The sequence below is a fragment of the Nonomuraea sp. NPDC051941 genome (assembly GCF_044593615.1).
Map to the genome: position 1 here is coordinate 1 of NZ_JBIUCF010000065.1, position 13,015 is coordinate 13,015.

The window sequence follows — 13,015 nt, forward strand, 5'->3', positions numbered from 1 at the left end:
TGATGCTCAACGAGGAGTCCCGGATGATCGCCCTCGTGGTCACCGGGATCATCGTGATCGGCGGGCTGGCCATCTGGATGCGGTTCGACACCGTCGGCCAGCGGCGCAAGGAGGCCCAGAAGGCCCAGGTCGAGGCCGAGTTCGAGGAACTGTCCGAAGAGCCGGCGGCAGGCGGCTTCCCGGTGCCGCCGCTGGACCTGCCGCACTACCACGGCGTCTCCCGGCCGTGAGCGCCCCGGAACCCCGCCCTCCCCGGGAGGAGGGCAGGCCGCCGGTCAGGATCAGTTGAAGCGCAGCGGCAGCGTGTCCGGGCCCTGGATCCCGAGGGGGCCCTGCCAGGCGACCGGCCCCGCGACGGAGGGCGGGCCCAGCCGGGCGGCGAGGATGGGCAGCGCCTCCCCGATCTCGACGCGGGCCAGAGCCGCGCCCAGGCAGTGGTGCGGGCCCGCGCCGAACTGCAGCGGGGGATTGTCCCTGACCGCCGTGATGTCGAATCGATCGGCGTTCTTGTGCGCACGCGGGTCGCGCTGGGCGATGCTCACGCACATCGTGAGGAACGTCTCGCGCGCGATGTGCAGTCCCTCGTAGTCGAAGTCCTCCGCGGCGAACCGGTAGATGGTGCCCGCCGAGGGAAGCCAGCGCATCACCTCTTCGACGGCCTGGGCCGCCAGCTCCGGCCGCTGCCCCAGCAGGGTCCACTGGTCGGGGTGCTCGGCGAAGACGACCATGGCGTTCGCGAGCTGGTAGCGGGTGTTGTCCTGGGCGCCGAACACGAGCGTGACCAGCAGGTTGCGCAGCTCGTCCCTGGTGACTCGGCCGTCGTCGGCCTGGTAGGCCGCGACCAGGGCGGAGCTGAGGTCGTCGGTGGGCCTGGCCGACTTCTCCTCGATGAGGAAGTCGGCGTAGTCGTTCAGGCCGCGTACCGCGGCTTCCACCCTGGTGACGACATCGCCGCCGGTCGCGAGGCTGAAGACCAGGCCGATGTCTCTGGTCCAGGCTCCGAACACGTCGTAGTCCTCGGGCGGCACGCCGAGCAACCGGCACATGACCGTCAGCGGCAGCCGGGAGCCGAACTCCTCGACGAACTCGCACGTCCCGGCCGACGCCAGGCCCTCGGTCAGCTGCTCGGCCTGCTCCCGGATGAACGGCCGCAGGCTCTCCACCGTGCGCGCGGTGAACGCCTTGCTCGTCAGGCGGCGCAGGCGGCGGTGGTCCTCTCCTTCGTGGTTGACGATCATCGGGACGAACCAGTCGTAGATCGGACCGTCGAAGATCCCGTTCGTCTCCAGGTACCGCTTGCCGTTGTGGTCCAGCCTCCGGTCGCGTAGGAGGTCATTGGCCTGCTCATAGCGCAGTACGAGCAGGCCGATGGGGCTGGTCGCGTACCAGCTTTCCGCTTGGGCCGCGGAGACCTCGGGGGCGCCGAAGTCGAAAGCCGGATCCAGGACATCGAGGAACGGCACGTTCGGGGGAGTGGGTTCCTGGCCCACGGATGTCGACAACGTCATCCTCCCTGCAGAGATGGGCGTACGGTCCACACTCCCCGGCATCACGGCGAAAATGAAGTAACGCGCTGCGCACTCTTTTGAGTTATGACCATCCGTCCGGCGCGGTCAGGACGCGGTGTTCTTCTTGCGGAAGGCGGCCAGTTCCTTGGCGGCCTCGTTCAGATCCTTGGCGGTGTCGATGGCCCGCCAGTACACCCCTTGCGGCAACTCATAACCCGCCAGGCGACGCTGGCGGGCGAGGTAGGGGAACGTGCTCCGCTCATGGTCGCCGACATCCGGGAGCATCGAGGCGAACTCGGCGGAGAAGACATAGACCCCGGCATTGATCGGATAGGGCGACGGCGGAGCCTCGACGAAGTCCAGGACGTTGCCGAAACGGTCGATGTCGACGGTGCCCCAAGGGAGCCGAGGGCGAGCCAGGGCGAGGGTGGCATGGGCGTCGCGTTCATGGTGGAAGTCCGCCATGTCGCGCAGGCTGAAGCGGGTCCAGATGTCGCCGTTGGTGGCGTACCAGGGCTCATCCGGTCGGGGCAGGGAAGCGGCGGCGAACTTCAGCCCGCCGCCACGCCCGAGCGCTTCGGTCTCGATCACCGGGGTCACCTTGAGCGGCAGACTCGCCCCGCTCAGCCAGTCGAGCACGACCTCGGACAGGTAGCCGCAGGAGATGATGGCATCGGTCACTCCCTCCGCCGCCAGCCATTCCAGCTGGTGACCGATGATGGGCAGGCCGGTGCCCGGGATCTCGATCATCGGCTTGGGATGGGTGTCGGTGTACGGGCGCAGGCGTGATCCCTTGCCACCGGCGAGGATCACGGCCTGGGTCACCGGCCGCGATACCAGCGGCGACTCACCGGCGGACGGGATGAGATCATCGAAGGTCATCCCCGCAATTTATACGCGGTCGAGCAATCTGCGCCGACACGCTCACCCGGCCCCGAAGCGTTCGGCGAACGCGGCCCGGTTGGCCGACTCCTCCGACCGGGCCCACACCGCGAACACCACCCGTTCGAACACCCCGCCCTCGGCCAGGTGGGCGTGGAACGCCGCGGCGACCTCATGCGGGTCGTTGCGGAACACCCCGCACCCCCACGCCCCGAGCACGAGCTGCCGCGCGCCGTGGTGCGCGGCGACCGCCAGCACGCGTCCGGCACGCTCGTGCAGCGCGCGCCGGATCCGCGGCCCCGCGCCGGGATCGCGCCGCAGCAGCTGCCCGGCGTTGGGCGCGGGCGAGGTCAGGAACGAGACCGGGTACGGCTCGCTCAGCAGCCGGCCACGGTCGTCGCGGTGCACCGGCACATCGGGACACCAGATGACCCGGTGGCTGTAGAGCAGGTCGGAGGAGGCGCGGTGCGCGGCGTAATAGTCGGGGGCGTTCAGCAGACACGGGTACAGCAGGCTCGCGCGGCACAGGTCTTCCTCCTGCGCCTTGGCCCCGCCGAGGTAGCCGCCTCCGGGATTGCGGGCCGAGGCGAAGTTCAGCACGGCGATCCGTTCGGCGCCCGCCAGGTGCAGCCGCCGAGCGGCCTGCAGGCTGCCTTCCGCGGTGACCTCGAAAGACGTCCGGTGGCCCGCGGCGGTCGGCGCGGCGATCGGCTCGTCCGGCGGATGGCTCACCGTGCCGGCGATCGCCGCGGCCAGCGCGGGACCCACGGTGACGAGGGTGCCGTCCTCGGCGGTGTACCGGCCGTCGGCGGCGATCCGCTCGTTCACCGTCGCGACATGGCTCAATCTGTTGCCCACACGTCCGCATCGTAGATCGTGACCGCCGCCGCGATCGAACGATTTTGCGGCTCGGCCCGTCCGCGTGGGCGGTCCTGCACGCGGCTACAGGCAGTCGAGTGCGGTCTCGTCCGGGAACGTGACGGGTCGGTGAAAGCCGGGTGCGGTGCGCGAACGGCAGGCTGTCCTGGCCAGGCAAGCTGTTGTGACACAGAGGGAGCACTTCCATGTCGACTGTCGTGATCGCCGCCGCGGCGGTGTTCTTCCTCGGGATGGGCGTTTACGGCCTCCTCGCGCCTGCCGCGCTGATCAGGCCGTTCCGGATCGTGGCCGACTCGGTCGAGGCGCGGACCGAGGTCCGTGCCGTGTACGGAGGCTTCGGCGTGGCCGTCGCGGGCCTGCTGCTGGCCGCGGCGGTCGACGCGGGCGGGCTGCGGACGGGCGTGGTCGTGACCGTCGCCGGGTCCCTGCTGGGCATGGCCGCCGGCCGGCTGGTGGCGCGGTCGGTCGAGCGGCCGTCGGCGTTCTATCCCTCGTGGCTGTATTTCTGGGTGGAGGCCGTGGGCGGTGGCGCGCTGCTGGCCGCCATCGCCTGGTGAGCCGTCCCGTCACACCAGGGGATCCAGGCACCGGATCGTAAGCTGCCGGGAGAGCAGTGCGCTCGGGGGAAGGCCGAACATCGCGTGGAACGCGGTGCTGAAGTGGGAAGGGCTGGCGAAGTAGCCGTCGGCCGCGGCACGGGTGAGGTTCTCGCCCGCGGCCAGCGCACGACCGGCCCGGTGCATCTGCGCCCACAGCCGAAACCTCCGGTACGAGGTGCCCGTACGGTCCCTGAACAGCCGCAGGAAGCGTGACTCCGACAGTCCCAGCTCGACGGCCAGCAGCGCAGCGGGCAAGGGCTCGTCCGCGCCGATCAGGCGGCGCATGGCGGCGGCGATTCGGGGGTCGGTGAACGACGGCGGCCCATGGCCGGTGGCCTCGTCCGCCCAGGCGGTGATCTGCCGGTCCGGGCTGTGCGCGGAGATGGCCGCCGCCCGGACCAGAAGGCCGGCCTCGGCTTCGTGCCCGGTCATGACGCCGCCTTCGCCGGCGGTGAACCTGGCCCGGCACGCCCGGTCCTCGGCCGAGCCCGGGTCGAGGTAGAGGAAGACCATGCGGTCGCCACCCGCCGTGAGCTGGTGCCGGACCCGTGGCGGGATGAGGGCGGTCCGCGCCCGCAGTTCGCCGCCGGGCGCGCGTCGTACGGCGAAGGGCGCGTCCACGCCGACGGCCACGCACGCCACCGCGCCGGAGTGCGGGCCCAGGCGCAGGGACGGCCCGGCGTACAGGGCGCGGCCGGGCCACAGCCACACCGCCGCCTCCCCGCCCACAGCTTCCCGGACCGGAGGCGACGGACAGGTCCGTGAAAGCGCTGACATCGACGTCTCCCGCAGGCTTGCCGGATCATGAAGGTTCATCGGAGGATACGGTGCGCTTGTTCACCCATCGGCATCGCGTTGTCCTGCGGCACAATCATGTGATGACCGATCATTTGTTGCCTTTCATCGGCCTGTGCCTGCTGATCACGATTACGCCCGGTCTCGATACTGCCGTGGTCGTCCGCAGCACGATGAAGTCCGGCCGGTCAGCGGGTATGCGTACCGCGCTCGGTTGTGCGGCGGGGCTTTTCGTGCACGCCACGCTGGTCGCCTTTGGTCTGGCGGAGCTGTTGTTGCGCAGCGAGGCGCTGTTCGCGCTCGTCAAGCTCGCCGGTGCGGTGGTGCTGGTCGTCCTCGGCGCCCGCTCGCTGTGGGCGGCCTGGCGTATCGGCCCCGCGCACGGGGGCGTCGAACCGGCCCTCACCGAGCCCGAACGGCGCGGCACACCCTTCCTGCAGGGGCTCCTGACCAACCTCACGAATCCGAAAGCCACGCTGTTCTTTCTGGCTGCTCTCCCGCAGTTCGTGCCGGCCGGCTCGCCGGGCCAGGCCGTGCCGGTCGCCTTGGGACTGGCGATGATCGCTGTCGCCTTCAGCATGACCGGGCTGGGCCTGATCGCCCTGAGCGTGCACCGCGTTCGTCACCTGCTCCGCTCCCGGCGCGTCCGGCGCGTCCAGGAGGCGCTCCTCGGCGCCACCCTGATCGCGCTCGGAGTCCGGGTGGCCACCGAGTAAACCCCCGGCCGTGCCCGTCAGCCACGGCGCAACTCCTTGATCAGCTTGGCCTGCCGGCGGACCTTGCAGAGCAGCCAGCCCTGCACCAGCCCGGCCACGAAGGCGGCGGCGACCGCCGCGTACTTGAGCGCGCCCGGCGGCAGCAGCATCGCCAGACCGTCCAGCTCCCGCGGCGCGGGCCGGGCGGAAACCGGCGCGGCCGAGGGGGCCGGGGCGCCGACGAGGGTGGCGAGGTTCGCGGCGAACTGCTGCAGGAGCCGGCCGGACACGGTCGCGATGGCTCCCTTGCCGAACTGCACGATCTTCCCGCGGATCAGCAGGTCGGTGCGGACCCGCAGCAGCGACCCGGTCGGCGCCTCCTCCACGGTGAGGACGACCTCGGCCTCGGCGTCGCCGCCGCCATGGGTGTCGGCGCCCCGCCCCTGCAGCCGCAGCAGCCGCCGCCCGGCGTCCACCTCCAGAAAGCGGACGGTGCCGGTGTACGCGGCGGTGACGGGGCCGACCTTGACGGTGACCCCACCCTGGTAGGCGTCGCCGTCGCGGCCGTCGAGCGCGGCGCCCGGCAGGCACGTCACGACCCGTTCCACGTCGCTGATCAGCGCGAAGACCTCGTCGGGCGGGGCGGGGACGGTGATCTCGTTGTCCAGGATCATCGCGCGTCTCCCCGGGCCTCGCGCCGCTCGCGGGCGCACCGTTCGATCGCGTCGACGATGCTCTGGTAGCCGGTGCACCGGCACAGGTTCGAGGACACCACCTCGCGGATCTCCTCCCGTGTCGCGTCGGGACGTTCGGCGAGGAATCCCTCGGCGAGCATCAGGAATCCGGGCGTGCAGAACCCGCACTGCAGCCCGTGGCAGGCCGAGAAGGCCCGCTGCAGGTCGTTCAGCTCGCCGTCGTGGGACAGCGACTCCACCGTGCGGATGTCCCGCCCCTCGGCCTGCGCGGCGAAGATCAGGCATGCGCGTACGGGAGCGCCGTCGAGCAGGACCGTGCAGGCGCCGCAGACGCCGTGCTCGCAGCCGACGTGCGTGCCGGTCAGGCCGATGTGGTGGCGCAGCACGTCCACCAGCGTGTAGCGCGATTCGATCACCAGGTCGTCGTGGCGCCGGCCGTTCACGGTCAGGCTGATCAGCAGCTTCTCCGTCACGGGCACGCTCCGATCGCCCGCTGCACCGTCTCGGGCCTGATGGGGGTGTCGTCCAGCTCCACGCCGGTGGACCGCAGGGCGTCGTTGACCGCGTTGAGCACCGCCGCCGGGGCGCCGATGGTGCCGCCCTCGCCGGCGCCCTTCGCGCCGCTCTCGGTGAACGCGCACGGCGTCTCCAGATGGTGGATCTCGATGTCCGGGATCTCGCAGGCGGTGGGCACCTTGTAGTCGATGAACGACGCGCACTCCGGCTCCCCCTGGGCGTCGTAGGTGACCCGCTCGAACAGCGCCCCGGCGATGCCCTGCGCGATGCCCCCGCGGCACTGGCCCTCGACGACCTGCGGGTTGATGGCCACGCCGCAGTCCTCCACGCAGACGTAGCGCAGGATCTCCACCTGGCCCGTGCCGGGGTGCAGCTCCACGACCACGCCGTGCGCGGCGTTGGAGAACGTGCCGTCGCCCTGCACGTCGAACGACGCGCTCGCGGTCAGTCCCGGCTCGGCGTCCTTCGGCAGCAGGTGCGCCTTCAGGTAGGCCACCTCGGCCAGCTCGCGGTAGGTCAGGGCGCGCCCGTGGTCGTCGCGCCGCCGCACGGACCCGTCGTGCAGCTCGACGTCGTCGCCGGTGGTGTCCAGCAGGTACGCGGCCAGGCGCAGCAGCCGGTCGCCCAATGCGCTCGCCGCCCGGGCGACGGCGCTGCCGCCGATGGTGGCCGACCGGCTGGCGAACGTCCCGAACCCGTACGGGACCCGGTCGGTGTCACCCTGATGGATCTTGACCTGGGCGATGTCCAGCCGCAGCCGGTCGGCGACGATCTGGGCCATCGTGGTCTCGTGGCTCTGCCCGTGGCTCATCGTGCCGGTGGTCACGGTCACGGTGCCGCTCAGGTCCATCCGCGCCTCGGCCAGGTCGAAGCCTGGCACCACCGCCATCTTGCGCTTGGCGAACGCGGCGGAGCCGTAGCCGGTGCGCTCGTTGAAGCAGGAGTAGCCGATGCCGACATGGCGGCCCTCGGCGGCGGCGGCCTCCCGGCGCTCGTACCAGTCCTCGTCGCGCAGCAGCCGCTCGCAGAAGTCCAGCGACTCCAGGTAGGAGCCGGGGTCGTAGGTGACCTCGTTGACCCCGGTGTAGGGGAACTCGATGATCAGGTTGCGCCGCCGCACCTCCACCGGGTCCAGGTCCAGCTCGCGGGCGGCCCGCTCCATCAGCCGCTCCATGACCATCACGATCTGCGGCCTGCTCACCCCTCGGTACGGCGCCGACGGCGCCTTGTTGGTGGCGACGGCCCGGGCGCGCACCCGGTAGGCGGGCACCCGGTAGACGCCGGGCAGCTCCGCCGAGGCCATCAGCGGCTCGATCCCGGCCGTGAACGGATAGCAGGAGTAGGCGCCCATGTCGCACACGATGCCGGCGTCCAGCGCGAGCACCCTGCCGTCCTCGCCGAACGCGGCGCGCACGTCGTAGTGCTGCTCGCGGGCCAGGAACGACGCGGTGAGCGCGTCGCGCCGGTCCTCGATCCACTTGACCGGGCGGCGCAGCCGCAGGGCCGCCGCGGCGGCGGCGAGTTCCTCCCGGCCGACGACGCACTTCAGCCCGAAGCCGCCGCCCATGTCGGGCGCGATGACGCGTACGGCTCGCTCGTCCAGGCAGAGACATTCGGCCAGCAGGGTGCGGACCAGGTGCGGCACCTGCGTGCAGGTGTGCACCACGAGCTGTTCCTCGCGCGGATCCCAGCTCGCGACGGCGCCCCGGGTCTCCAGCGGCAGCGCGTTCTGCCGGGCGGAGTTCACCCGCACGCTCACCACCCGGTGCGCCCCCGCGAACACGGCGTCGATGCCCTCGGTGGCGAACATCGACACGTCCACCAGCGTGTTGGCCGCGGCGGCGGGGTGCAGGAGCGGCGCGCCGGGGGCGAGCGCCTGCTCGGCGGAGACCACCGGCCGGTCCGCCTCGTAGGTCACCCGGGCCGCCTCCACGCCGTCCTCCACGGCGTAGGGGTTGCCGGCGAGCACGACGGCGAGCGGCTCGCCGACGTAGCGCACCCGGTCGCGGGCCAGCACCGGCATCGCCGTCGGCACGAACTCCGACGGCGGCCGGTCGAGGATCGCGGTGATGTCGCCCAGGTCGAGGTCGGCGGCGGTGAACGCGGCCACCACTCCAGGCGTCGCCAGCGTCGCGGACAGGTCGACTCCGGTCACGGTGCCGTGGGCGACCGTGCTGCGGACGAACTGCGCGTGCAGCGTCCCGGGCACGTGGAGGTCGTCGACGAACCTTCCGTGACCGCTCAGCAGCCGGGGGTCCTCCCGGCGGGCGGCCGACCTTCCGACCCAGCTCATCGCGTCATCGCCGCCTCGCAAGCGCGTTCGACCAGGGTCCGGGTGAGAACCCGGCGATATCCGGAGCCGCCGTTGCCGTCCGACGGCGGGTCGATGGCCGCCGCGGCGGCCTCGGCGCATTCGGCGAATGTCCCGCCGCCGGCCAGCACCGCCTCGGCCGCCGGAACCCGCACCGGCGCGGGGGCGACGCCGCCGAGCACGACGCGGCAGGCGTCGAGATCGACGGCGGCGGCCACGGTGGCGAAGTCGCCCCGCCGCTCGGCGTGCTCGGTGAGGGCCGCCCGCGGCGCGGGGCGGGGGAACACCACCTCGACGATCAGTTCCTCCGGCGCCAGCGTCGTCGTGTAGAAGCCGAGGAACAGGTCCCCGGCGGGGACGTGGCGGCGGCGCCCGCTCGCCCCCTGGACGACCACCTCGCCGTCCAGCAGGAGCGCGAGCAGGCACCACTCGGCGGTGGCGTCGCCGTGCGCGAGGCTGCCGCCCACCGTGCCGCGGGTGCGGATGGGCAGGTGCCCGACCCACCGCATCGCCTCCCGCAGCACGGCGAAACCGGGGCCGAGCGGCGCCCGCTCCACCTCGTGATGCGTGGTGAGCGCCCCCACGCGCAGCGCGCCGTCCTCCTCCTGGAGGCAGGCCAGCTCGCCGCGCAGCCCGCCCAGGTCGACCAGGTGCGCCGGCCGCGCGAGGCGGAAGTTCATCATGGCGACCAGGCTCTGGCCGCCCGCGAGGTATTTGGCGTCCTCGCCCAGCTCCACGAGCAGGGAGATCGCACCGGCGACGTCGCGGGCGCGGTGATAGGTGAACGGCGCGGGCTTCATCACGTGCTCGCGGTCACCGTGTCGCCGGACGGGTCGGTGATGCGGTCTAGCTCCCGGCCCCTCGTCTCCGGCGCGGCGATCGCCATCCACAGCACGACCGCCAGCACCAGGGCGCCCAGGGCGACGAACGTCATCGTCAGCCCCAGCGCCGGCCAGAGCAGGCCGCCGAAGATCATCGGGATGAAGCCGGAGGTCACCCGGCTGACCGAGGACGCCCATCCGAAGCCGCTGGCCCTGATCCTGGTCGGATACAGCTCGGCGACGTAGGCGTACAGGACCGGGATCGTGAGCTGGACGACGAAGCCGAACACGGCCAGCCACAGCAGCGCCGCCGACCTGACGTCGAGGTACAGCGCGAAACCCACCAGTGCACCGGCGCCCACCGGCGCCGACACGCCGATCACCCACTTGCGGCCGACCGCCTCGATCAGCCATGCCGAGACGAGCACGCCGACGATGCCGACCGCGGTCATGAGCGTGGTCTTGCCGAAGGCCGCGTAGTCGGTGTAGCCCTCCTTGATGAGGATCGACGGCATCCAGCTCAGCGCCACGTAGTACATCGTCATGATCGTGATGAACAGGAGCCAGGCGGCGGAGGTCACCCGCGGGCTGAACGCCCAGACCAGGCGGAGCTGGCCGAGCGCCGCCCGAAGGCCGCGCGATGCGCCGTCGTCCACGGGCGGCTCGATGACGTACGGCTGGGGCGTGGCGCCGGTGCGCTTGACCAGGTCGTCGATGATCGTACGTGCTTCCTGCTCGCGGCCGGTCCCGGCCAGGTAGAGCGGCGACTCCGGAATGCCGCGCCGCACCCAGAACAGCAGCAGCGCGGGCAGGATCATGACGGCGAGCATCCACCGCCAGTTGCCCGGCAGCGGTCCGAGCAGGGTGGCGGCCACGCCGCTCAGCGTCGCGCCGACGGGCCACCAGACGTCCATGGCGGCCAGGACCTTGCCGCGCAGCCGGCTCGGCGAGAACTCGCCGACCAGCGCGTAGTCGACGGGGATGCACCCGCCCAGACCGACGCCGGCCAGGAACCTGAACAGCAGGAAGACCTCGAAACCGGGGGCGGCCGCGCCCACGACGGAGAAGAGCGCGAAGATGAGCAGGGTCAGGCCGAAGGCCCGCTTGCGGCCCATCCGGTCGGCGACGGTGCCCCAGGCGACGGCGCCGGCCGCCATGCCGATGAGGTTGGCGGTCGCCACCAGGCCCCGCTCGCCGAGCGACAGGCCGAACTCCGTGCCCAGCAGGGGAGTGAGAAAGCCGTTGAGCGCGACGTCCCAGGCGTCGAACATGTAGCCGAGGCCGCCGATGACGAAGATCTTGCCCTGGACCCGCCACCTCCACGGCAGGTCCTGAACGATCTGGTCTCCTGTTTTCATGGTTCCACCCGGTTGTCAGGCGACGATGGAGACGGGAGCGCGGCTGGGGGACGGCGCCGGACCGGTCTAGTCATGGAACTGATAGGAGAAGGTCTCCTCATCCCGGTCGTCGAGCGGGCTGCCGCTCCACAACCACCGGTACGAGACGTCGGATTCGCCGTCGAAGCGCCGCAGCTTGTCGTCGCGGGCCCGCTGCTCGGGCCCATCGGGCAGGTGGTAGAGGGCCATGTTGCGCCAGGCCGCGTCCTGGACCATCCCGGCGCGCCTGGCGCGGCGCGACACATAGCGCATGAGCGCCGCCCGCACCCCCTCGACCGGGACGGCGCCGAGCTCCTCGGCGAGGACGGCCGCGTCCTCCATCGTCTGCGAGGCGCCTTGCGCCTGGTACGGCAGCATGGCGTGGCACGCGTCACCCAACAGGGCCACCTGCCCGTCCACCCACACCGGATCACGGCGGCGGTGGTACATGGCCCAGGCCGAGATGTCGCCCTCGGCCTTGGACAACATCAGGCCGACCCGCTCGTCCCAGCCGGGGAAGGCCTCGACCAGCTCGTCCACGGTGGCTGGAACGGTCCAACGCTCCTCGACCCCGGGAGTGCAGGGCACGATCGCCACGACGTTGAGCCACTCGCCGCCGCGGATCAGGTAGTGGACCAGATGCCGGTCCGGCCCGTACCAGATGGTGCTCTGGAAGCGGTCCACCAGCCACCGGGTCGCCGGATCGGCGGCGATCTTGTCTCCGGGGATGAGGACGCGGTAGGCCATCTCGCCGGAGAACCGCAGGGTGTCGGGCAGGCCCAGCGCGTCGCGCACCCTGGAACGGATGCCGTCGGCGCCGACCAGCACGTCGGTCTCGAACCGCCGGCCGTCGCCGACGACCGCGGCGGGCCGGGCGGGGTTCGTCCGGTCCACGGTCGTGACCTCGCACCCGGTGCGGATCTCCACGACGGGGCCGGGCCCGTCGTCCGCCACGCAGGCGTCGAGCAGCACTTTGTGCAGGTCGGCGCGGTGGTAGTGCCAGTAGGGGGCGTTGTACTCCCGCTTGCAGAACTCGCCCAGCGGGGTCAGGCCGATGACGCTGCCGTCCTGCCAGCGCCGGCGCACCTGGTCCAGCGGCTCGGTGTGGATCTTCTCCAGCGCGGCGCGCAGGCCCAGCCCGATCAGGACCCGGCTGGCGTTCGGCGCGGTCTGGATGCCCGCCCCGGCTTCTCCCAGCTCGCTCGCCTGCTCCAGCACCGTGACCCGCAGGCCGCGCCGCCGCAGCGACAGCGCGGCGGTCAGCCCGCCGAGGCCGCCGCCGACGATCGTGACGTGGTACGACTGGCTCGCCGCCAACGCTCCTCCAGCCTCTCCTGATCGGGGCCGAAATTAATCCGAACACGGACGATCCACGGAAAGCAAGAGGTGGGGGAGGATATAACTCCAGTGAGACGAGGAACTGACGTCCCCCGCCGGGCGCTTCACTCGCCGGCCGTGAGCCCTTCCCACCGGGCGGCGAGGGCCGTCATCTCGCGCAGCACCCGTTCCCGCTCGGCCGGCGAGTAGCCCTTCAGCAGCTGCTCGTCGAGCTCCCGGGCCCGCTTGCCGACCTCGGCCAGCCGCCGGGACCCCTCCTCGGTCAGGTGCAGCAGCTTGCGCCGGCCGTCATGCGGCGCCGTGTGCCGGACGATCAGCCCGTTGTCCTCCAGCCGTCGGACGACGTCGGCCATCGTGGACCGGTCGAGCGCCACCGACGAGGCCAGCGAGCCCTGATCGACGCCCGGATGGTGGTCGACCGCGGTGAGGACCGCGAACTGGGGGCCCGTCAGGACGGGGTCGACCACGCGGGTCCACAGGGCCACGTACGACTGGTGGAGCCGCCGGGCCACGTAACCGGGTGCCGCGAGAAGCGCCTCAGGGGTGGTGATCGCGCCCCTTATCGCCGGCTTGCCCGATTCATGCGCCATGGGCCTACCT

Annotated in this window: 13 protein-coding genes and 1 pseudogene; 3 read left to right on the top strand and 11 right to left on the bottom strand. The window is 71.7% G+C overall.

Annotated elements, in window-relative coordinates:
• Positions 1-230 (top strand): annotated as a pseudogene (locus tag ACIHFD_RS59535) (NADH-quinone oxidoreductase subunit H); the annotation flags it as partial.
• A 51-nt stretch (positions 231-281) separates the two neighbouring features.
• On the opposite strand, the gene ACIHFD_RS59540 reads toward ACIHFD_RS59535, so the two are convergent.
• From ACIHFD_RS59540 to ACIHFD_RS59550, 3 genes are all read right to left on the bottom strand, one after another.
• Positions 282-1,502, bottom strand: a complete 1,221-nt coding sequence (locus tag ACIHFD_RS59540) for a cytochrome P450 (protein WP_397374507.1) — start codon at positions 1,500-1,502, stop codon at positions 282-284.
• Between the two features lie 111 nt (positions 1,503-1,613).
• Positions 1,614-2,333: an NDP-sugar synthase gene (locus ACIHFD_RS59545; protein ID WP_397374508.1), complete on the bottom strand. Its 720-nt coding sequence runs from the start codon at positions 2,331-2,333 to the stop codon at positions 1,614-1,616.
• Positions 2,334-2,432: 99 nt separating this feature from the next.
• A complete protein-coding gene (locus tag ACIHFD_RS59550) occupies positions 2,433-3,248 on the bottom strand; it encodes a TIGR02452 family protein (RefSeq protein ID WP_397374509.1) in 816 nt (271 codons plus the stop codon).
• A 206-nt stretch (positions 3,249-3,454) separates the two neighbouring features.
• Between ACIHFD_RS59550 and ACIHFD_RS59555 the strand changes: the two genes are divergently transcribed.
• The gene (locus ACIHFD_RS59555) at positions 3,455-3,826 is read left to right on the top strand and encodes a DUF4345 family protein (protein ID WP_355211413.1); all 372 of its coding nucleotides are present in this window, start codon (positions 3,455-3,457) and stop codon (positions 3,824-3,826) included.
• 9 nt (positions 3,827-3,835) lie between these two features.
• Here ACIHFD_RS59555 and ACIHFD_RS59560 read toward each other — a convergent pair whose 3' ends face one another.
• A complete protein-coding gene (locus tag ACIHFD_RS59560; RefSeq protein WP_397374510.1) occupies positions 3,836-4,579 on the bottom strand; it encodes a helix-turn-helix domain-containing protein in 744 nt (247 codons plus the stop codon).
• 167 nt (positions 4,580-4,746) lie between these two features.
• On the opposite strand from ACIHFD_RS59560, the gene ACIHFD_RS59565 reads away from it, so the two are divergent.
• Positions 4,747-5,379 carry a LysE family translocator gene (locus tag ACIHFD_RS59565; protein WP_397374511.1) on the top strand — a complete coding sequence of 211 codons (633 nt, stop codon included), beginning with the start codon at positions 4,747-4,749 and terminating at the stop codon, positions 5,377-5,379.
• 17 nt (positions 5,380-5,396) lie between these two features.
• On the opposite strand, the gene ACIHFD_RS59570 is transcribed toward ACIHFD_RS59565, so the two are convergent.
• The 7 genes from ACIHFD_RS59570 to ACIHFD_RS59600 form a co-directional block, all read right to left on the bottom strand.
• Positions 5,397-6,032 (bottom strand): SRPBCC family protein, encoded by a 636-nt coding sequence (locus ACIHFD_RS59570; protein ID WP_397374512.1) that lies wholly within the window; start codon positions 6,030-6,032, stop codon positions 5,397-5,399.
• Positions 6,029-6,526 carry a (2Fe-2S)-binding protein gene (locus ACIHFD_RS59575; protein WP_397374513.1) on the bottom strand — a complete coding sequence of 166 codons (498 nt, stop codon included), beginning with the start codon at positions 6,524-6,526 and terminating at the stop codon, positions 6,029-6,031. The genes ACIHFD_RS59570 and ACIHFD_RS59575 overlap by 4 nt, the downstream gene beginning before the upstream one ends.
• Positions 6,523-8,862 (bottom strand): xanthine dehydrogenase family protein molybdopterin-binding subunit, encoded by a 2,340-nt coding sequence (locus tag ACIHFD_RS59580; RefSeq protein ID WP_397374514.1) that lies wholly within the window; start codon positions 8,860-8,862, stop codon positions 6,523-6,525. The genes ACIHFD_RS59575 and ACIHFD_RS59580 overlap by 4 nt, the downstream gene beginning before the upstream one ends.
• Positions 8,859-9,680 carry an FAD binding domain-containing protein gene (locus ACIHFD_RS59585; protein WP_397374557.1) on the bottom strand — a complete coding sequence of 274 codons (822 nt, stop codon included), beginning with the start codon at positions 9,678-9,680 and terminating at the stop codon, positions 8,859-8,861. Before ACIHFD_RS59585 ends, ACIHFD_RS59580 begins: the two co-directional genes overlap by 4 nt.
• Positions 9,680-11,059, bottom strand: a complete 1,380-nt coding sequence (locus ACIHFD_RS59590; RefSeq protein ID WP_397374515.1) for an MFS transporter — start codon at positions 11,057-11,059, stop codon at positions 9,680-9,682. The genes ACIHFD_RS59585 and ACIHFD_RS59590 overlap by 1 nt, the downstream gene beginning before the upstream one ends.
• Positions 11,060-11,125: 66 nt before the next feature.
• A complete protein-coding gene (locus ACIHFD_RS59595) occupies positions 11,126-12,394 on the bottom strand; it encodes an FAD-dependent oxidoreductase (RefSeq protein ID WP_397374516.1) in 1,269 nt (422 codons plus the stop codon).
• 125 nt (positions 12,395-12,519) lie between these two features.
• Positions 12,520-13,005 (bottom strand): MarR family winged helix-turn-helix transcriptional regulator, encoded by a 486-nt coding sequence (locus tag ACIHFD_RS59600; RefSeq protein WP_397374517.1) that lies wholly within the window; start codon positions 13,003-13,005, stop codon positions 12,520-12,522.
• Positions 13,006-13,015: the final 10 nt, after the last annotated feature.

Excerpts from the sequence above, each read along its gene's own strand:
- ACIHFD_RS59555 (WP_355211413.1), top strand. The coding sequence starts at position 3,455 with ATGTCGACTGTCGTGATCGCCGCCGCGGCGGTGTTCTTCCTCGGGATG.
- ACIHFD_RS59565 (WP_397374511.1), top strand. The coding sequence starts at position 4,747 with ATGACCGATCATTTGTTGCCTTTCATCGGCCTGTGCCTGCTGATCACG.
- ACIHFD_RS59570 (WP_397374512.1), bottom strand. The coding sequence starts at position 6,032 with ATGATCCTGGACAACGAGATCACCGTCCCCGCCCCGCCCGACGAGGTC.
- ACIHFD_RS59580 (WP_397374514.1), bottom strand. The coding sequence starts at position 8,862 with ATGAGCTGGGTCGGAAGGTCGGCCGCCCGCCGGGAGGACCCCCGGCTG.
- ACIHFD_RS59585 (WP_397374557.1), bottom strand. The coding sequence starts at position 9,680 with ATGAAGCCCGCGCCGTTCACCTATCACCGCGCCCGCGACGTCGCCGGT.
- ACIHFD_RS59590 (WP_397374515.1), bottom strand. The coding sequence starts at position 11,059 with ATGAAAACAGGAGACCAGATCGTTCAGGACCTGCCGTGGAGGTGGCGG.
- ACIHFD_RS59600 (WP_397374517.1), bottom strand. The coding sequence starts at position 13,005 with ATGGCGCATGAATCGGGCAAGCCGGCGATAAGGGGCGCGATCACCACC.